The 19,811-nt window shown below is 45.5% G+C and carries 14 protein-coding genes and 1 pseudogene; 8 read left to right on the top strand and 7 right to left on the bottom strand.

Annotated features, from left to right (window positions below):
- Positions 1-5: 5 nt before the first annotated feature.
- The 4 genes and pseudogenes from SNE26_RS22340 to SNE26_RS22325 form a co-directional block, all read right to left on the bottom strand.
- Positions 6-1,226 (bottom strand): beta-ketoacyl-[acyl-carrier-protein] synthase family protein, encoded by a 1,221-nt coding sequence (locus SNE26_RS22340; protein ID WP_321556089.1) that lies wholly within the window; start codon positions 1,224-1,226, stop codon positions 6-8.
- Between the two features lie 333 nt (positions 1,227-1,559).
- Positions 1,560-2,653: pseudogene (locus SNE26_RS22335) on the bottom strand (ISAs1 family transposase).
- Between the two features lie 158 nt (positions 2,654-2,811).
- Entirely contained in the window at positions 2,812-3,540 is a 729-nt protein-coding gene (fabG, locus tag SNE26_RS22330; RefSeq protein ID WP_321556088.1) for a 3-oxoacyl-ACP reductase FabG, read from the bottom strand.
- Positions 3,537-5,111, bottom strand: a complete 1,575-nt coding sequence (locus tag SNE26_RS22325; RefSeq protein WP_321556087.1) for an aromatic amino acid ammonia-lyase — start codon at positions 5,109-5,111, stop codon at positions 3,537-3,539. Before SNE26_RS22325 ends, fabG begins: the two co-directional genes overlap by 4 nt.
- Before the next feature lie 466 nt (positions 5,112-5,577).
- Here SNE26_RS22325 and SNE26_RS22320 point away from each other — a divergent pair, with 466 nt between their 5' ends.
- Genes SNE26_RS22320 through SNE26_RS22285 form a run of 8 tightly spaced genes read left to right on the top strand, consistent with a single transcriptional unit; the run spans position 5,578 to position 17,364 of the window.
- Complete coding sequence (locus tag SNE26_RS22320; protein ID WP_321556086.1) at positions 5,578-6,774, top strand: DUF2062 domain-containing protein; 1,197 nt, start codon at positions 5,578-5,580, stop codon at positions 6,772-6,774.
- Positions 6,775-6,777: 3 nt separating this feature from the next.
- Positions 6,778-10,632: a 1-acyl-sn-glycerol-3-phosphate acyltransferase gene (locus SNE26_RS22315; RefSeq protein WP_321556085.1), complete on the top strand. Its 3,855-nt coding sequence runs from the start codon at positions 6,778-6,780 to the stop codon at positions 10,630-10,632.
- Positions 10,633-12,147: an NAD(P)/FAD-dependent oxidoreductase gene (locus tag SNE26_RS22310; RefSeq protein WP_321556084.1), complete on the top strand. Its 1,515-nt coding sequence runs from the start codon at positions 10,633-10,635 to the stop codon at positions 12,145-12,147. It begins immediately after the preceding gene.
- Positions 12,140-13,822, top strand: a complete 1,683-nt coding sequence (locus tag SNE26_RS22305; RefSeq protein ID WP_321556083.1) for a C45 family peptidase — start codon at positions 12,140-12,142, stop codon at positions 13,820-13,822. The genes SNE26_RS22310 and SNE26_RS22305 overlap by 8 nt, the downstream gene beginning before the upstream one ends.
- The gene (acpS, locus tag SNE26_RS22300) at positions 13,819-14,196 is read left to right on the top strand and encodes a holo-ACP synthase (RefSeq protein WP_321556082.1); all 378 of its coding nucleotides are present in this window, start codon (positions 13,819-13,821) and stop codon (positions 14,194-14,196) included. The genes SNE26_RS22305 and acpS overlap by 4 nt, the downstream gene beginning before the upstream one ends.
- Positions 14,193-15,494, top strand: coding sequence for an AMP-binding protein (locus tag SNE26_RS22295; RefSeq protein WP_321556081.1), 1,302 nt, complete (start codon positions 14,193-14,195; stop codon positions 15,492-15,494). The genes acpS and SNE26_RS22295 overlap by 4 nt, the downstream gene beginning before the upstream one ends.
- A gap of 24 nt (positions 15,495-15,518) precedes the next feature.
- On the top strand, positions 15,519-16,778 hold the full coding sequence (locus SNE26_RS22290; protein WP_321556080.1) for a cation:proton antiporter: 1,260 nt from the start codon (positions 15,519-15,521) through the stop codon (positions 16,776-16,778).
- A 4-nt stretch (positions 16,779-16,782) separates the two neighbouring features.
- Entirely contained in the window at positions 16,783-17,364 is a 582-nt protein-coding gene (locus tag SNE26_RS22285) for an HPP family protein (RefSeq protein ID WP_321556079.1), read from the top strand.
- A 69-nt stretch (positions 17,365-17,433) separates the two neighbouring features.
- Here SNE26_RS22285 and SNE26_RS22280 read toward each other — a convergent pair whose 3' ends face one another.
- From SNE26_RS22280 to SNE26_RS22270, 3 genes are all read right to left on the bottom strand, one after another.
- A complete protein-coding gene (locus SNE26_RS22280; RefSeq protein ID WP_321556078.1) occupies positions 17,434-18,183 on the bottom strand; it encodes an MBL fold metallo-hydrolase in 750 nt (249 codons plus the stop codon).
- Entirely contained in the window at positions 18,180-19,256 is a 1,077-nt protein-coding gene (locus tag SNE26_RS22275; protein WP_321556077.1) for a nitronate monooxygenase, read from the bottom strand. Before SNE26_RS22275 ends, SNE26_RS22280 begins: the two co-directional genes overlap by 4 nt.
- A 120-nt stretch (positions 19,257-19,376) precedes the next feature.
- Positions 19,377-19,754, bottom strand: a complete 378-nt coding sequence (locus SNE26_RS22270; protein ID WP_218134502.1) for a nuclear transport factor 2 family protein — start codon at positions 19,752-19,754, stop codon at positions 19,377-19,379.
- Between the last annotated feature and the right edge of the window lie 57 nt (positions 19,755-19,811).

Below are 19,811 nucleotides of genomic sequence, written 5' to 3'. Positions count from 1 at the left end.
CTGGTTTAAATATATTTTTTAATAATCAGGGACGAGTTAGTGCCGCCAAACCCAAACGAGTTTGACAGGAATACATCTATATTTTTTTCGACGGTTTCGGCAGCGATATTGAGCTTTGCCGAATCCTCATCGGGGTTTTCAAAGTTAATGTTCGGTGCCACAAACGAGTGTTGCATCATGAGCATGGAGTACACAATTTCGCTGGCGCCTGCCATCCAGCACTCATGCCCGGTCATTGATTTGGTTGAACTTACCAGGGGCTTATAATCACCAAAAACCTCATCTATAGCTTTAGCCTCGCTGGCATCGCCGGCAGGAGTAGAGGTTGCATGCGCATTGATATAATCAATTTCGGACGCCTGCATACCTGCATCCTTCAGGGCCATGGTTAACGAACGTACCGGACCATCAACCGTTGGGTTGGAGATATGCGCCCCGTTTGATGAAAAGCCGTAGCCAACAACCTCGCCCAAAATGTTAGCGCCTCTTTTTAATGCCGAATCCAAACTTTCCAGGATCACCGTAGCCGCGCCACCGCTCGGTACAAGCCCGTCGCGGTCTCGATCAAAGGGCTTAGATGCCTTTGCCGGATCGGCCTCTTTTATTGAGAAAGCGGAGAGTGCATCAAAGCTTCCCATAGAATAATGGCTCAGTTCCTGCGCACCGCCGCAAATGATGCAATCCTGCATGCCGCTTTTAATCAAATGGTAACCCATGCCAATAGCATGCGAACCACTGGCGCAAGCAGCACTGATAGTAAAATTAACCCCGCGAAGCTTGAATATAGTAGCCAAATTCATGGTAACGGTTGAGTTCATGGTTTGGAATACCGCTCCCGAACCGATCAGCATGGTGTCCTTTTTCTCGCGGATCACATCGGTAGTTTCAATCACGGCTTTGGCTGTACTGTCGTTACCATATAAAATGCCTACATCTGTTTGGGCAATATAATCGGCATCGATGCCTGCCTGTTCCAGGGCCTGGGCTGTGGCAATATAGGCGTATTCGCCCTGCTCGGGCAGCATGATGCGTGCCCGGCGATCAAGCGTGCCCTTCAGGTTCGGTTTTTCCACCGCTCCGGTTAAGCCCGAGCGGTAGCCAAAATCCTTACGGATGGCATCATAAATAATGCCCGATCTGCCCGCATAAAGTGAGTCTTTAACCTCGTCGAGATTTTTCCCAATACACGAATAGATACCCATCCCTGTTATCACAACCCTATTCATATTTGAGCAAAAACTGATAGTACATAGTCAATAAAATGCAATAAAAATACAAAAAAATAAAACTTACCTGTTTTTGAACCTATCGCTTTCCTTTAATCGTTCAAATAGCGGCCTTTAAAATACCTGTATCTTAATAGCTTATAATTAAGTTTATATTAAGAGTTAATTACGTTTGTGTTTGTTACTTATTTATCTTTTTGCGCGCCGGGAAGTGCGATTCCCCTCTTGAGAGGGGTGTAGGGGTGTGTCTGCTTTTTGCTTATCGCTTGCATAACACACCCCTGCTTTCGCGCATTCCTCCGCGCCCCCTCTCAAGAGCAGGGCTGTTGCATTCTAATTTAATAGTTGTTTTAACCTGTTGATATCGTTGCAAACAAGCCTTTGCGCTTGTGCAAGGTTTGGGTAATCATTTATTCTAAATACATTAATAACTATGTTTCTGAACACAGAAGTATTTTCAGGCGCATTGGATGTTCTAATTCGTGAAGCGTCTTCGTTAAATGTCACGTCCTTTACCCAATGAAGACTGTTTTCTATACTCCAATGGCTTTTAATACCATGGCAGAATGTTTGCGCATTACCGATTAAGCTACTGATGAAAAAGGCGTATTCTTCCCGGATACCTCCTTTTTCTTTTACCCAGCGATGCACTTTAATAAGTTGGCTTACCCCAGCCCATGTGTTACTGATTTCCTCTGTTCCCGGGTACACCCAAACCGTTCTACGTTCTATTCGCCCTTTGTTTTTCAACAACTCAACAAACTTACTACAAACCATTGCCTCGTCCGATGTAATGGTTTCGATCTTTTTGTAAAGGTTCTTTTGATTCTTCTTCACACCTATTATATAATTGTTATCTGTATCAATAATAGCCTCTACCGTTTTTTTTGACAATGTAATGCGTCAAGTGTAAACGTTACCCCCTGTAATCCTAAACTGGAAATAAGCTGCTGAACTACAGAGATTTCACTTTGTTTTGAGTTGTCAACTAAACCATGGCCAACGACTTGATTACTCCTGCTACTATACAGGCTTACCAGGCTTACAAATCGTTGTTTGTCAAGGGAATAATCGCTCATCGTCCCTTTCATTGCCTTACCATCTATATGTAGCCATTCATTTTTAGACAAATCAATATGCTGACTGGCCCATTTATGGAAACTCTCATTTAAGCTGTTAAAGTCTAAATCTTGTATTACACGTCTTATAGTATAAAAGCTTGGAAGGCGGGCTTTATTAGGCTGAAAGAAGGCCAAAAGATCGACTTCATTCCGCTTTATAAAATCACCCATCGAACGATAGCCATGATAACCGCTCATTGTACTCATTAACACAAGCAACAGAATGAAAGTCTGGTCATGTCGCTGGCCTGCCTTTCGCCTTATATCCGGTAACTCTGATAAATACGCTAATATGCTCTTATCCATCCTAACTTTTTTGACCTCAAGTTAACTTATAATATTTAGAATGCAACAGCCCTGCTCTCAAGAGGGGAACTTTTTAGCCCCGGCGGCCAGAGGCCGCTTGATAGTTGCCACCTGGCTGGAGCCGAGCGGCGGCGGTATTTCTTTGCTTTTGGTATATTTTACGAATACAACCCTCCATTTATCGAAAGCACCTCGGCTGTAATATAAGCAGCCTCCGGCGATGCCAAAAACCCTACCGCATGTGCTACCTCCTCCGGTGTACCGAACCTTTTTAAGGGCACCAGCGCTTTCAGTTCCTTTTCATCAAGCCCGGCGGTCATATCGGTAGCTATAAAGCCTGGGGCTACGGCATTAACGGTTATGCCGCGCCTGCCAACTTCCTGGGCCAATGCTTTGGTTGCACCGATCACCCCCGCTTTGGCAGCTGAATAGTTCACCTGCCCCGGCAAGCCTTTCAGGCCCGAAAGCGAAACCACGTTTACTATGCGACCGTATTTTTTAACCAGCATGCTGTTAAGTACCAGCCGGGTAACGTAAAAGAAACCGTTGAGGCTGGTGTTCAGGACACCGTCCCACTGTTCGTCCTTCATCCACATCATCAGGCCATCGTCTTTTACACCAGCGTTGTTTATTAAAACTTCAATGTACTTTTCGGTGTTGGTTTCTATCCAGCCACCTAACTTTTCCTGAATGTCGTTCTTGTTGGCTACATCAAATTGCAACAGTTCGCCGTCACCGCCATCAGCTTTGATCTGTGCGAGGGTGTTGTTAGCCTCATTAATGTTGCCTTTATAATTAATCAGCACATAATAACCCATAGCAGTCATTTTGTAGCAAATGGCCCTGCCAATTCCTCTTGAGCCGCCGGTTACTAATGCACATTTCATATGATGTTTTTGGTGTTAAAAGGTTTAATAAATTCAGGAAATATTTCGGCCGTTTCAAAATGAGCTTTCACTTGCTGCAGGTCCTGGTATTTGGGTTTATCCTCAATAAATTTAGGGAATATAGCCCTTAAATCGGTATATACTTTATTGGTTTGGGTAGACAGTCTGTTGGCGCAATCGAGGTAGTCGACAGCCTGCAGCAGGGCCATGGCCTGGATAGCCAGCACTTCGAAACTGTTGTCGATCACTTTTTTGGTTAATAATGCCGCGTTACAGCCCATACTTACAATATCCTGGTTATCATTATTGTTCGGGATACTGTGTACGTACATCGGATACGAAAGGGTTTGATTTTCGGCTACGGTTGAGGTTGCCGTAAACTGCATGCCCTGCATCCCGAAGTTAAATCCAAGTACGCCCAAATTCAAGAACGGGGAAAATTTTTGGTTAAGCTTGTCATTCAGCAAATAGTTCAGTTGCCTTTCTGATAACATGGACAGCCGGGTAATGGCTATTTTTAGTTTATCCATTTCCAGCGAAACATAATCGCCGTGAAAATTACCGCCATGGAAAATGTTATGGTTTTCATGATCGATAACCGGGTTGTCGTTCACAGAGTTCAGCTCATCCACAACAACACGCTCTGCCTGGGCGATGGTGTCATATATTGGCCCGAGGATCTGTGTTACACAACGGAGCGAATAGTATTCCTGTACCTTATCCTCAAAGATCTCCTGGTCAAGGTTTTCGGGATTGTATAAATGCTCCGAACGGCTCCGAACCATTTGACTATCTTTCAGAATCTCGCGAAGTTGGACAGCGATAGCATTTTGTCCTGTATGACGTTTTACTTTGTTAAGTTCGTAGGAGTAATGGTCGTCAAAAGCTTCAACCACCTCGTTGATCATAGCTGAAAGCATGACCGACCAGCCCAACAGCTTTTTAGCACGGATAATGTTCAGCAAACCGATCCCCGTCATGGCCGAAGTGCCATTGATAATAGCCAGGCCTTCGCGGATGTGGATTAAGAGCGGCTTGATGTTCAGCTGCTCAAAAACAGCAGCAGTTGGCTGTACTTCACCGTTATAGATCACTTCGCCTTCGCCTATTAAAACCAATGCAAGATGTGCTAACTGTACCAAATCGCCGCTGGCGCCTACGCCGCCGTGTTCAAATATGCAGGGGGTAACGTTTTTGTTAATGAGTTCGGCAAGCAGATTTGCCAGTTCGGGGTGTACGCCTGAGTAGGCTTGCATAAAGCTGTTAAGCCGGGCAAGCATCAAAGCCTTTACCACCTGGGGCTGCATTAAATTACCCCCGCCCGAAGCATGACTGCGGATGAGATTATATTGTAGTTGCAGACGGTTTTCATCACTTACCTTATATTGCGCCATAGGGCCGAAGCCCGTATTGATGCCATAAATAAGTTTATTGGATGAAAAGCCACCAAGAAAGCTGAAGTTAGTTTGCACCTTTTGCAGCGCCTGTTCATCAGGAACAACCGCGCTGTTTTTATAGATCACCTGGTAAAAATCGTCCAGCGAAAGGGCTTTCCCTCCAATTTGTAGCATGGGCACAATACGTTTAATTAATAAGGTTTGATTATTCTTTTCCACAAAATCAGGGCGAAAATAAGGTAAATGTTCGGATTTAGGAATGGGTATTAAACGGTTTATGGGCGGGATGTATTGCATTTAGAAATGCCAGCAACAAATATGTCATTGCGAGCGCAGCGCGGCAATCGCACGGAAGTATAACCGCCCTGTATAGCATACGATTGCCACGTCGCCCCGGTGTCCCACCCTTGCCAGCTTCTCGCAATGACATGATTTATAACTCCTCTGGCGCAAGTCTTGTGTGCAGGATGGTGCAGGGGCGGACTTGTGACTCGACAGATTCTGTTTTATTTGGTTATATCGGATGCAAAAATTTAACGTTTAATTTAACCTGAAAGAATAACTTTGTAAAACATTAAACGTAAACCCACAAAACTCATTGATAAAAACCTGGACTGAAGCCGGTACGTGCGATTGATATATGACGGATAACTTACAAATGATACAGGCAAAGTTTAAACAATTACAGGTATGCGTTATTATACCCACTTATAATAACCAGGGCACACTGGCCGCTGTTATTACCGATGTTTTAGCTTATACCGACCAGGTTATAGTTATAAATGACGGCTCGACCGACGGCACACATGCCATCATTCAATCATTCCCGCAAATAAAATCAGTAAGCTATACCCAAAATGTGGGCAAGGGCTGGGCATTGCGCAAAGCTTTTGAATTTGCTGCTGAACAGGGGTATCAACACGCCATCACCATCGACTCGGACGGTCAGCATTTTGCCGCAGACCTGCCTGCTTTTATCGAAAAACTGCAACAGGAGCCAGATTCGCTCATCATCGGTTCGCGCAATATGGAGCAATCGTCCGTGCCGGGTAAAAGCAGTTTTGGGCACAAGTTTTCCAATTTTTGGTTTTGGGTGGAAACGGGGATCAAATGCCCGGATACACAATCGGGCTACAGGTTGTATCCTATCCACCTGCTAAAAAATAGCAAATTCATCACCCGTAAATATGAGTTTGAGATAGAGGTGATCGTTCGTGCGGCGTGGAAAGGTATTAAGATTGATTGGGTGCCGGTTAAAGTTTATTATGCACCGAAGGAAACCCGGATCTCACATTTTAGGCCTTTCCAGGATTTTTCCCGTATCAGCGTACTCAACACCATATTGGTCATCATTACTTTCGCTTATATCAAACCACGTGATTTTTTCCGGACGCTTTTTGATAAAAAAAAAGGGAAGCAGATGGTCAAAAACCTGTTTTTTAATCCCGATCACTCGCCGCAGCTTAAGGCCAAATCTGTAGCATTCGGTGTTTTTATGGGGATTGTGCCTATCTGGGGCTTCCAGCTTTTGGTTGCTATTTCATTAGCCTTCCTGTTCAGGCTCAATAAGGCCATTGTGGTTACGGCAGCGCACATCAGTGTTGCGCCCATGATCCCGGTTATCATTTTTTTGAGTTACAAAACCGGCAGCCTTTGGATGGGCGGTAAAGATGTGGATATCCCCCTGGACAAAATTTCGATTAAGGCCATCGGCGAACATTTGGAACAATATCTTTACGGCAGCATTTCGCTGGCAATTTTTGCAGGTATTATAGCAGGATTGCTCACTTTTGCTTTATTGAAGCTGTTTAAGCGGAGGCCTGTCCCCGCGCTGTAATTCATGGAAAAAATCCTGGTAAGCATCTATAATTATTTCAATGCCCGCAAGCCGCTGTTTTATACGGTGTTTGCGTTAAGCTTTGTGCTTGTCGGTTTTTTTGCTTCGCGGATCAGGTTTGAGGAGGATATCTCCAAAGTACTGCCGAAGGATAAAAAGATAGAAAAGCTTAACTACATTTTCCAAAACTCCAAATTTGTTGATAAGCTGGTGGTGATGGTATCGCTTAAAGATTCCGCACAGCAGCAGCCCGATAGCCTCATTGCCTTTGCCGATAGTTTTACCGAAACCGTTCAGCGGAGACTGCCGGGGTACATCAGCAAAATAAATGCTAAGGTTGATGACGGCCTGGTGATGGAATTGTTTGGCACTATCAATAAAAGCCTGCCCATTTACCTGAACGAACGCGATTATCTGAATATCGATACGCTTATCAGGCCGACCCGGGTAAAAGAAACCCTTGCCCGCGACTTGCGTACGCTGACCTCGCCCGCAGGGTTAGCGCTGAAAAGCATGATCAGCAGCGACCCGGTTGGGATCTCATACCTCGGCCTCAAAAAATTACAGCAGCTACAGTACGACGAAAACTTTGAGCTGTACGATAGCTATGTGATGACCAAAGATCACAAGAACCTGCTGCTGTTCATCACACCAAAATATTCGCCCAATAATACCGGGGAGAATACCGTGCTGCTTAAAGGCCTGGATAATGCCATTGATAGCCTGCAAAACAAAAACTTCAGGATTATTAATTGCAGCTACTTTGGTACAACTGCCGTTTCGGTAGGCAACGCTTTGCAATTACGCAGGGATTCCATGTTTACGCAAGGCATCACAGTTGTTTTCCTGATTGTTTTCCTGGGGTTTTATTTTAAAAAGAAACGGGCTCCGGTAGTGATCCTGGTGCCGGTGCTGTTTGGCGCGCTGTTTTCATTGGCGGTGATTTATTTTGTAAAGGGCAGTATTTCGGTGATTGCGTTGGGTACGGGGTCGGTGGTGCTTGGTATCGCGGTTAATTACTCGTTGCATGTGTTTAACCATTACCGGCATACCCGCAGTATCGAACAGGTGATCCGTGATTTGGCAATGCCGCTTACGGTGGGCAGTTTTACCACCATCGGCGGGTTCTTTTGCCTGGAGTTTGTAGAATCGGAAATGCTGAAAGATCTTGGGCTGTTTGCGGCTTTTAGTTTGATCGGCGCTTCCTTTTGCTCACTGGTGTTCCTGCCGCATTTCATCGCTTCAAAAAAAGAGCAGGATGAGCATATTGCCAAACTATCATGGATAGATAAAATAGCTGCCTACAACCCCGAGTACAACAAGTTCATTATTTCGCCCATTATAATCCTTACGGTTGTGTTCAGTTACACAGCCCGTAACGTAAGTTTTGAAACGGATATGAACCGCATGAATTTCATGACCGATAAGCTCAAGGCATCTGAAGCTAAACTGAATGCCATTAACAAATATGCGCTGCAATCAGTTTATCTCCTGGCCGAAGGCAAAACCCTTGATGAAGCGCTTCGCGTGAATGAAAAGCTGTCTGCACAAATTGAACAACTGAAGGAAAATGGCATCGTCAAAAAATATTCCGGCGTATCATCCCTTATCATTTCGGATTCATTGCAAAAAGCCCGCATAACCCGCTGGAACAACTATTGGACACCTGCAAAAAAACAGCAGTTGATGGCCGTACTGTTGAAAGAAGGGACGGTTTTAGGTTTTAAACCTTCCGCTTTTGATCATTTTCAGGAGCTCATCAGTAAAGATTTTAAACCGGTTGGACAAGCCGAAATGGCCGGCATCCGCAAAAGCCTGCTTGATGATTATATTACCGAGCGTCCGGGGAGGGCAGGGGTGATCACGCTGGTGAAAATATCGCCGCAGGATAAAAACAAGATCTACAACCTGTTTGAAAATACACCCAACGTAACCGTAGTTGACAAGCAATACCTTACAAACCGCTTTGTGGGTATTATCAATAATGATTTTACCAGCATCGCCATCATGTCGTCGTTATTGGTGTTTACTGTGCTGCTGCTTACTTACGGGCGTATCGAACTTACGCTGGTATCATTTATCCCGATGTTTATTTCCTGGATCTGGATCCTGGGTTTGATGGGCCTGCTGGGCATTCAGTTCAATATCGTGAACATCATTATATCGGCACTGATATTTGGTTTGGGCGATGATTATAGCCTGTTCATTATGGACGGCTTGTTGCAGGAATATAAAACGGGTAAAAAGAATTTATCGTCATACAAGTCGTCCATCTTTCTTTCGGCTATTACAACGGTCGTGGGTTTGGGTGTGCTGATCTTTGCCAAACACCCGGCCTTGCGCTCCATTGCCCTCATCTCCATTATCGGGATAGTTTGCGTGGTGGTGATGGCGCAGATTTTAATCCCGTTTCTGTTCAATTTGCTGATCAGGAACAGGGTGCAGAAAAAACGTTTCCCCTGGACATTGAGCGGTTTTGTGATCTCTGTTTTCGCGTTCACTTATTTTGTGAGTGGCTGCCTGCTCTCCAGCCTGATCGGTTTTGTGTTAATTAAGCTTAATCCTTTTAAAGGCGGGAGGAGCAAATACGTTTATCATGCTATCCTGTCGAAGTTTTGCTGGTCGATGATGTACATTATGCCTAACCTGACCAAGCGGGTTGTGAATAAAGATAAGTTTGATAGACCTGCTGTAGTGATCAGCAATCATCAGTCGTTTTTGGATATATTGGTGCTGATCATGCAGCACCCCAAGCTTATTTTGTTTACCAACCACTGGGTTTGGAACTCGCCGGTGTTTGGCGCGGTGGTGCGGATGGCAGGCTATTTCCCGGTGGCTGAGGGGGTAGAGCAGAATATTGATGAACTGGCCGAAAAGGTAAAGCAGGGCTACTCGATGGTGGTCTTCCCCGAAGGCAGCCGCTCGCCCGATGGTAAAATGAAGCGTTTCCATAAAGGCGCGTTCTTTTTGGCCGAACAACTGGGCATGGATATCCTGCCCATTGTGCTGCATGGCACCGGCTACAACATGACCAAAGGCGATTTCCTGCTCAAAAACGGTACCATAACCATTAAATACCTGCCGCGTATTGCCGCTGATGATACTACATTTGGTAAAGGATATGCCGAGCGGACAAAAAACATCAGCCGGTATTTTAAAGAAGAATATCAAAAGCTAAGCGCCGAAATTGAGCAGCCTGCCTATTTTAAAGAACAGCTGTTTTACAACTACCTGTACAAAGGCCCGGTGCTGGAATGGTATATGCGGATTAAAATTCGGCTGGAGAAAAGCTACCAGGTATTTCATGAGCTGTTGCCTAAACAAGGCAAAATGCTCGACCTGGGTTGCGGTTATGGTTTTATGCCCTACATGCTGCATTTTGCTGCACCGGGGCGCGAGTTTACCGGGGTTGATTATGACGAGGAAAAGATAGAGGTTGCCGCCAATTGCTTTAGCAAAACGGCTGACATTAATTTTGTTTATGCCGATGCCCTTGCTTTTGATATGCAGCGGTACGATGCCATTATCATGGCAGATATGCTGCATTATTTACAGCCCGCTGAACAAAAACAATTGATAGAAAAATGCATTAACCGGCTTAATCCTGGTGGTACGCTCATCATCAGGGATGGTAATAAAGATATGGAGGAAAGGCATAAAGGAACGGAGCTTACCGAAACTTTTTCGACCAAATTGCTCGGCTTTAATAAAACGGGGGCAAATGGCCTTTCGTTTCTTTCGGGGCAAATGGTGCGGGATATAGCAGCATCGCATTGTCTTTCGGTAACCGAAATTGACAACACGAAATACACCTCAAATATTATTTTTGTGATCAAAAAGGAAGGACAGCCGGTTTAGATGAACGATAAGTTTGATGTACTGATCATAGGCAGCGGTATGGGCGGTTTAGTTTGTGCCGATATGCTGGGCCGTGAAGGTTACAGGGTTTGTGTTGTTGAAAAAAACAAGCAGCTTGGCGGCTCCCTGCAAACCTATGTGCGCGACAGGGTGATTTTTGATTCGGGGGTGCATTATCTTGGCGGGCTCGACAAAGGGCAAAATCTATATCAGATCTTTAAGTATATCGATATTATCGATAACCTGAAATTGGAAAAGCAAAACCCCGATGCCTTTGATAAGATCATGATCGATAACGACCCGGTTGAATATCCGCAGGCTCAGGGCTATGATAATTTCATTAAACAACTGCTGGTTTATTTCCCGGATGAGGAGCCTGCTTTGCGCACCTATTGCGATAAACTGAAGGAGGTTTGCGATAAGTTTCCGTTATATAATTTGCGTTCATCAGATGATTTTTATGAAAAGGCAGATGTGCTGGAGGTAGATACCGAAGCATTCCTGGCATCCATCACCAATAACAAAAAACTGCAGCAGGTACTGGCAGGCAACAACTCATTATACGCCGGACAGGCGGATAAAACACCGTTGTATGTACATGCGCTCATCCTTAACAGCTACATTGAAAGCTCCTGGAAATGTGTTGACGGCGGCTCGCAGATTGCCAAACTGATAGCCCGCAATATCCGCAACAGGGGCGGCGTTATCATCCGGAATAAAGCCGTGAAAAAACTGGTAGAACAGGATGGTAAAATAACGTACGTTGAACTGCAGCATGGCGAAAAGCTGTATGCCAATCATTTTATTTCCAACATCCACCCGGTAAAAACATTGGAGATGACGGATTCGGCGGTGATTAAAAATGTGTACCGTAACCGGCTGAAAAGCCTGGAAAACTCGGTATCGTCGTTCACCATCAATATTGTATTTAAAAAAGACTCGTTTAAATATTTTAGCCATAACGTTTACAGCTTTAAGGATGGGCAGGTATGGCACATGGCCGATTATACAGCGCAAAACTGGCCGCTGGGTTATGCGGTGTTCATGACGCCATCATCAAAAAATACGGAATATGCTGATGGCATGACCATCCTGGCTTACATGCGTTATGAAGAGGTTAAGCCCTGGGAGGATACGTTCAACACCGTATCTGACGAGGCTTACCGGGGCGAAACTTATGAGCAATTTAAAAAGCGAAAAGCCGAAGTTTTACTGGACGATGTGGAGTTGAAATTTCCGGGGTTAAGGGATGTGATACATTCGTACTATACCGCCACGCCACTCTCGTACCGCGATTATATTGGAAATGATGATGGCTCGCTTTATGGCATAGCCAAGGACTATAAACACCCTTTGAAAACATTCATCTCGCCGCGAACCAAACTGCCTAATTTGTACTTCACGGGGCAAAACCTTAATTTACATGGCATTTTAGGTGCCGCCATGAGCGGGATAGTAACCTGTTGCGCCTTGCTGGGTAATGATGACCTGATAGATAAAATAAGAAATGCGTAACAGGAAATTCAGTTGGAAGCGGTTTGGGAAAAGGTTGCTGTACACAGGCCTTGTGTTTGTTGGATTGCTGCTCGTTGGCTTTATTTACCTGTATTGCGTTGCTATTGATTATCCCCCAAAACCTGCTGACCTGAGCAGCCTGCAATTACAGCGCAAACAACCATCTCCGGGCTTTTATACCATTGGCGATAACTGGTTCAGGAAAAGCAAAAGCGGTTTGTTTGAAATGTATGTGGAGGGCAAACCTTTTGAACGCGGGGTGATCAACGGCAAACTAAGCAAAGAGTTGGTGGTGAACCAGGAGGTTTATTTTACCGATCAGATCAACAAGATCATTCCTTCAAAATCATACCTTTCGTTTTTGAAGTATTTTATAGCCTGGTTTAACCGCGATCTGGCTAAAAATGTAAACGAGGAATATAAAGAGGAGATCTACGGTATCTCTAAATCCGCATCAGACAAATACCAATTTATCGGCTCCAATTATCAGCGCATCTTGAACTACCATGCGGCGCATGATATTGGTCACGCTTTACAGAGTATGGCGTTGGTGGGCTGCACCTCGTTCGGTACCTGGAATGACCGCTCGGCCGATGGTACCATGATCGTTGGCCGTAATTTTGATTTTTATGTAGGCGATAATTTTGCGCGGGATAAAATGGTGGCTTTTTTTAATCCATCCGAAGGGCATAAATTCATGACCATAACCTGGGGCGGCTTTGTGGGCGCAGTATCGGGCATGAACGAGAAAGGCCTGAGCGTTACCATTAATGCTGATAAAACCAATATTCCGTCGGGTTCGGCTACGCCGGTATCTTTAGTGGCCCGCGAGATATTGCAGTATGCCCAAAACATTAACCAGGCTATCGCGATAGCTAAAAAACGCAAAATGTTTGTGTCCGAGTCATTTTTGGTAGCCTCGGCAGAGGATAACAAGGCTGTAGTGATTGAAAAAACACCTGATACGCTGGATGTGTATGATCCTCACCAAAACTTTATTGTTTGTGCCAACCACTTTCAAAGCAAGGGGCTGGCACACTCTAAAGAAAACCTGGTGCAGCTGAGCAACAGTGCTTCGCCCTATCGTTACCAGCGTTTAATGGAACTGCTGAATGCCGAAGGCAAGAACACCGTGCAAAAAACAGTCGACATTTTACGTGACCGCGGAGGCCTGCACGGCGAAGATATCGGCATGGGCAATGAAAAAGCACTTAACCAGTTGATTGCCCACCACTCGGTGGTGTTTGAGCCGCAGAAGCTGCTGGTTTGGGTTTCTACTTCGCCATGGCAGCTGGGCGAGTTTGTGGCTTATGATTTAAAAAAGATCTTCGCCATGAAAGGCATGCAAGCCGATCATGAAATTATGGATACCGCGCTTACCATTAAGCCCGATACGTTTTTGAACACCCGGGCTTATCGTAATTTTATAACCTATCGTACGCTGAAACAAAAAGCTTTTGACGGTGAGGTGATCAACCCCGATAGCGTGGTGGGCAGCAATCCGCAATTTTACCACGCATATGTGATTGCCGGCGATTACTCGTTTAAGCACAGCGATTATAAAAAAGCCCTTGGTTACTACAAAACTGCTTTAACGAAAGTGATTGCCACTGTAAACGAGGAAAACTATATCAAAAAACAGGTTGAAAAATGTACTAAAAAACTAAGCTCATGACAGTTTTAGGTGTAGGTATTGATATGATAGAGGTGGAGCGTGTGCAAAGCAGCATCGCCAAAGAGCAGGGTTTTCGTGAGCTGGTTTTTTCGGCAAAGGAAATAGCTTATTGTGAGAGTAAGACCAACAAGTATCAGCATTATGCCGCACGCTTTGCCGCCAAAGAGGCTTTTTTTAAAGCCCTGGGCACCGGCTGGCTAAAAGATACTGCCTTTAACGAAATAGAAATCACTAATGATGAAAGCGGCAAACCCATTTTAGAACCTATCGGCGAAAGCGCGGTAGTGATTAACCGCAACGGGCCGTTAAAAATTTCCGTATCATTAACCCATTTAAAAACAATGGCATCAGCCGTGGTAATTATTGAAAAGTGACAGTACATCCGCCTAAATCATTAGCATACCAGCCCAAACACGAGGTTGTAAAATACCAGGAGCAAAATCTGCAGGAGCTGCTGGCATACCTCAGCCAAAAATCGCCTTTTTATAAAGACCTGTTTGCACAGCATCATATCGATATCAGCCGGATTAAAACCCTTGATGATCTGCGATTGATCCCGACCACCACCAAAGAAGACCTGCAAAAACGCAACGACGATTTTTTATGTGTGGATAAGGGGAGGATCATTGAATACAGTTCTACCTCCGGCACGCTGGGCAGCCCGGTAACCATCGCCCTAACCGAAAACGATCTTGAGCGGCTGGCTTATAACGAATATAATTCCTTTACCTGTGCCGATGGTTCAGCTGCCGACCTGTACCAGTTGATGCTCACGCTCGACAGGCAGTTTATGGCCGGTATGGCCTATTATTCGGGTATCCGCAAAATAGGGGCGGGCATTATCAGGCTGGGGCCGGGTGTGCCATCACTGCAATGGGAAACCATTTTGCGGTTGAAGCCGACGGCTATAGTTGCTGTGCCTTCTTTTATTCTAAAGCTGATCCAGTTTGCGCAGGAACATCGTATCGATATCAATGCATCGTCGGTAAAAAAGGCGGTTTGTATTGGCGAGAACATCCGTAATACCGATTTCAGCCTGAATATCCTCGGCCAAAAAATAACCGAAGCATGGGATATCAAGCTGTATTCAACCTATGCCTCAACCGAAATGCAAACCGCTTTTACCGAATGCGGCGAGGGCAGGGGAGGCCATCACCAGCCCGGGCTATTGATAGTTGAAGTACTGGATGAGCAGAACAACCCGGTTGCCCCAGGCGAATCGGGCGAGGTTACCATTACAACCCTTGGCGTTGAGGGCATGCCGCTGCTGAGGTATAAAACCGGAGATATCTGCCATTATTTTGATGAGCCTTGTGATTGTGGGCGCACCAGTATCAGGCTGTCATCCATAGTGGGCCGTAAAAAGCAGATGATCAAGTTTAAAGGTACCACACTTTATCCGCCGGCGCTTTTTGATCTGCTGAATGAGATGGAAGAGATCAACGATTTTGTGGCCGAAGTATACTCCAACGAGATTGGGATGGACGAAGTATTGCTGCACTTGCTGCCTGCAAATTATACTGATGAGTGCGACCGAAAGATCCGCGCTAATTTGCAGGCCCGTTTAAGGGTGAGCCCGCACATTACCTATCTTAAAGCTGATGAAATGCAGAAATTACAATTCCCTGAAGCGGTACGCAAGCCGGTTAAATTTATCGACAGGAGAAAATAAGCGATTATGTGTTAAATTTGCGGCATGCATAATGCCGATATCCTGGGCCGGTTAACACAGCAGCTTGAGCTGCCGTTTAGTAACCCGGTACTTGTTTTCTCGCTGATATTATTGATCATACTACTTGCTCCAATCATCATGGGCAAGTTCAAAATTCCGGGTATTGTGGGTTTTATTATGGCTGGCATAGCGGTTGGTCCGCATGGGTTAAACCTGCTCACCAAAAACTCGGCGGTTGAGCTGTTCTCTACCATCGGGCTGCTTTATATTATGTTCATCGCCGGCATCGAGCTTGATCTGAACGAGTTTAAGCAGAAGAAACACAAAAGCTTTGTGTTTGGCTTCTTTACTTTCTGCATTCCCATACTCATCGGTTTTCCTGTTTGTTATTACGTGTTGGGTTATTCGTTAATAACATCGGCTTTAACGGCCAGTATGTTTGCCACGCATACACTGGTGGCCTATCCCATAGTGAGCAAATATGGCATCGCAAAAAATGAGGCCGTAGCGATAAGCGTAGGCGGAACCATATTGACCGATACCGCCGTATTGATTTTGCTGCCCGTAATTATGGGCGCTAAGGATGGCGGGCTGGGTTTCGGCTTTTGGCTGCAGCTGATGATCTCGCTTTCGATATTCGCATTTATCATGTTTGTGCTGATCCCGCCGCTGGCAAACTGGTTTTTTAACCGCTATCGCGACAGTAAAACGCTGCCATATGTGTTTGTGCTTTTTATTGTGTTCCTGTCGGCTTTTCTATCGCAGCTGGCAGGAGTTGAGCCCATTATTGGGGCTTTTGTGGCGGGGCTTGCCTTAAATAAAGCGGTGCAGCAGTCATCAACCTTAATGAGCAGGATTGATTTTGTGGGCAACGCCATATTTATCCCATTCTTCCTGATTAGTGTAGGTATGCTGGTTGATCTGCGTGTGCTGGGCCGCGGGCCGCAGGCTACCATTGTGGCAGTAAGCTTAACGCTTGGTGCTTTGTTAGGTAAATGGCTGGCTGCATTATCCACCCAAAAAATATTTAAATATTCGGGTACGCAGCGTAACCTCATTTTCGGTTTAAGCAGCGCACACGCCGCGGCTACCCTGGCCATTATTTTAGTGGGATACAAGGCGCAGATTATTGATGATAATATTTTGAATGGTACCGTTATCCTGATACTGGTTACGTGCGTGGTGGCTTCATTTGCTACAGAGCGCGCTGCTAAAAAAGTGCTTGAGCCCATTGAAGAGCCGGAAATTTTAAAAGAACACCAAACTACCGGGCACGAACGGTAATGATATGAGAAGAAGGATCCATAAACACATACGTACAGCAAAATACATCGTTTACAAAGAAACCCTCATTGATTTCAGGGAGCATTTCTGGACGTTTATCAGCTCGTTTGCGGGCATAGCGCTTATTGGCTTATTAAATAACAGATATTTTAGCGCCACGGATAACCTGTTCCTGATAGGCTCGTTCGGGGCATCATCGGTTTTGATATATGGTATCATTAACAGTCCGCTGGCACAACCCCGCAACCTTATTGGCGGGCATGTGATTTGCGCGCTGGTTGGCGTTACCATGCACAAGCTGATCCCGCATGAAATATGGCTGGCGGCGGCTCTGTCGGTGTCTGTATCCATCGTATTGATGCAAATAACCAAAACCCTGCACCCGCCGGGCGGAGCAACCGCATTGATAGCCAATATCGGTTCGGAAAAAATTAAGGCGCTTGGTTACCTGTACGTATTAAGCCCGGTATTATCCGGAGCGGTGATCCTGCTGCTGATAGCTGTTTTGTTTAACAACATGACCAATCACAGGCGCTATCCTAACAATAAAAAATGGCTGCACGTTTGGCGACGGTATAGGCGATAGTTTTTGATCCGTTGTTTGCCGGATAAGGAAGCTATGACGCGCAGCCCATAAATGCACACCGGCAATTACTTATAAATTTGTTTTTACGCCCGGCTCTAAAATCCTGAGTTGCCCGCCAATACCGAGCGCGTTAAATGATTGCTGCAGCATTTCGCCCGTTTCGGTATAATGCGACCAGCCCTCAAAATGCACCGGGATAATTGTAGCACCGGGAAAAGCAAAGGCGGTATCAATAGCATCATTAGTGCCCATAGTTACATTGAACGGACCACGGGGTTTGGCTGCCCCGGCAAATATGAATACATATTGAGGTTTAAATTTTTCTGCAACCTCTTTCACTCCATCGTAAAACACGGTATCCCCGGTGATATAGATCTGGAGCCCGGCAATAGTTACAATAAAACCCGTTACATCGCCGGTAAGTTTTTCGCTGCCTGCGGGACCATGCCTTGCCGGTGTGCCGGTTATAACTACTTCATCGTTAAGCGCGATGCTTTCCCATGGGGCCAGGCCAATGGCATTACCACCAAGGCGTTCGGCCCCTATTTGGGTGGTTAATGTTTTATCAACCTGTTTCAGCAACTCCCGGCCGGCGTGGTCAAGATTATCGCCATGTTGATCGTGGCTTAGCAAAACCACATCTATTTTACCGATGTCGGTAGTAGCCGGGCCTTCAGTTTTATGGTAGGCAGGCTTATCATTGATCATAAATTGCTCGCCGGCCGGGTCAAGCGTAGGATCGGTCATGAGCCTTAAGCCGCCGATCTCCAAAATAATTGTTGGCCCTCCCAGGTAGATTACATTAACTTCGCTTTTCATGGGTTCATGATTTTGGTAGTATCTTCAATTATTGATTGCATCAGCGCGGCGGCTTTGGTGTGTTTTAATATTGGCGCTACCTGCCCTCCCCAAAACAAAATCATATCCCATTTTTGCTGCTCAAGCGCGGCTTTTCTTAACGGCGACATAAAAGTTGTTTGCAGGGGAAATGGTAAAAAGCCGGCTTCTTTTCCGGCCAGGTCCTTAGCAACCCTGCTGGTAATACCCCGGCCAAGCCTGCCGGTAAATGCACGGGATAAGGTAGTATATTTTGCCGCATCCGAAAAAAGCATTTGCCTGTGGATAGGAAGCGCACCCGATTCATCACATGCCAAAAACGCTGTACCTATCTGCACGGCATCGGCCCCCAGCGTTAAGGCCCCGGCTACCCCCCGGCCATTAGCAATGCCCCCGGCAGCAATAACGGGTACTTTTACCTTCTCCTTAATCAATTGAAGTAACACAAAAGTACCGGTGGTTGATGCTTCGGCCGGGGCGAGAAATGATGGCCTGTGGCCACCGGCTTCAAAGCCTGAGGCTATGATCAGATCCACTCCGCTTGCCTCTAATGCTGTAGCCTCATCCAGCGTGGTAGCTGCGCCCACGGTTACAATGCCTAACCTGCGGCACTGTTCCATCACATCGGCGGGCAATGTGCCAAACATAAAGCTGAATACTTTTGGGCGCAGGTCAAGGATCACCTGCAACTGGTTTTCGAACCGTAATTTAAAAGGATCAGGCTTAGGCGGCAAAGGGATCCCGGCTTCATCAAAATAGGGTTTAAACAATTGCTTTGCGTGTTCGTACTGCTCATCTGTTGCTGTTCCGCCAGGTGCATCGGTTTCCGAAACCCATATGTTGATATTATACGGTTTATTGGTTGCCGCTTTGATCTGTTTATCTACCGCTGCAATTTCGGGTGCGCTGAGGGTATATGCCCCATAACCGCCCAGCCCGCCTGCATTTGATACCGAGGCGACCAATTCAACCGAGGATAAATTACCGCCAAAAGGCCCCTGCAAAATAGGGTAATCAATGCCCAATAGTTCCGTTGCTTTTGTGTTATACCACATGGTTTTAGTGTTAAGTCGATAGTCTTAAGTACTGAGTCACAAGTCTGATTTTCTTTTTCTACACTTGGAGCTTACGACTTTAGACTAAAGACTATCGGTCAATTTATCGTTGAAACGGCATCAATTTGTATCGCTGATCATTTTATTTACAATGAGCCACTTGCCGTCGAGTTTATGGAACGATAAAAACTCATGATAATTAAAATCGTACATTTTTACCTGTACTTCGGCAACAGCAATTGAATTTACTGCTTTAACAGAAATGATTTTCCCGTCAAATGGTTTGCCCGAATCTTTGGGACTTACCCTGTTTTTTACCCCGTCCAGATAAACATCCAATGTTTTGGCATAAGGCTGTCCTTTTACATCGCCAAAAAGCAGGGTACCGGTATTCATTACCTGGTTTAACAAATCCAAATTACCTTCATAAATCCCTTTGAAGTAGTAATTTTCAAGCGCCTGTTCAATGGCAGCTTTGCTTTGATCGTTAGTTTCCATTTTTATTGATAAATTAAACATTATGCCTGCCGTTAAGCAAGGCATAATGCAATTGCT

The organism is Mucilaginibacter sp. cycad4 (assembly GCF_034263275.1).
In the GTDB taxonomy this organism is placed as follows: domain Bacteria; phylum Bacteroidota; class Bacteroidia; order Sphingobacteriales; family Sphingobacteriaceae; genus Mucilaginibacter.
The sequence above is the reverse complement of the archived record's forward strand: the minus strand, read 5'-3'. Positions and strand labels throughout refer to the sequence as shown.

Coding starts and splice junctions, on each gene's coding strand:
- SNE26_RS22340 (WP_321556089.1), bottom strand. CDS start 1,226: ATGAATAGGGTTGTGATAACAGGGATGGGTATCTATTCGTGTATTGGG.
- fabG (WP_321556088.1), bottom strand. CDS start 3,540: ATGAAATGTGCATTAGTAACCGGCGGCTCAAGAGGAATTGGCAGGGCC.
- SNE26_RS22325 (WP_321556087.1), bottom strand. CDS start 5,111: ATGCTACAAATTGGAGGGAAAGCCCTTTCGCTGGACGATTTTTACCAG.
- SNE26_RS22320 (WP_321556086.1), top strand. CDS start 5,578: ATGACGGATAACTTACAAATGATACAGGCAAAGTTTAAACAATTACAG.
- SNE26_RS22315 (WP_321556085.1), top strand. CDS start 6,778: ATGGAAAAAATCCTGGTAAGCATCTATAATTATTTCAATGCCCGCAAG.
- SNE26_RS22310 (WP_321556084.1), top strand. CDS start 10,633: ATGAACGATAAGTTTGATGTACTGATCATAGGCAGCGGTATGGGCGGT.
- SNE26_RS22305 (WP_321556083.1), top strand. CDS start 12,140: ATGCGTAACAGGAAATTCAGTTGGAAGCGGTTTGGGAAAAGGTTGCTG.
- acpS (WP_321556082.1), top strand. CDS start 13,819: ATGACAGTTTTAGGTGTAGGTATTGATATGATAGAGGTGGAGCGTGTG.
- SNE26_RS22290 (WP_321556080.1), top strand. CDS start 15,519: ATGCATAATGCCGATATCCTGGGCCGGTTAACACAGCAGCTTGAGCTG.
- SNE26_RS22285 (WP_321556079.1), top strand. CDS start 16,783: ATGAGAAGAAGGATCCATAAACACATACGTACAGCAAAATACATCGTT.
- SNE26_RS22280 (WP_321556078.1), bottom strand. CDS start 18,183: ATGAAAAGCGAAGTTAATGTAATCTACCTGGGAGGGCCAACAATTATT.
- SNE26_RS22275 (WP_321556077.1), bottom strand. CDS start 19,256: ATGTGGTATAACACAAAAGCAACGGAACTATTGGGCATTGATTACCCT.
- SNE26_RS22270 (WP_218134502.1), bottom strand. CDS start 19,754: ATGGAAACTAACGATCAAAGCAAAGCTGCCATTGAACAGGCGCTTGAA.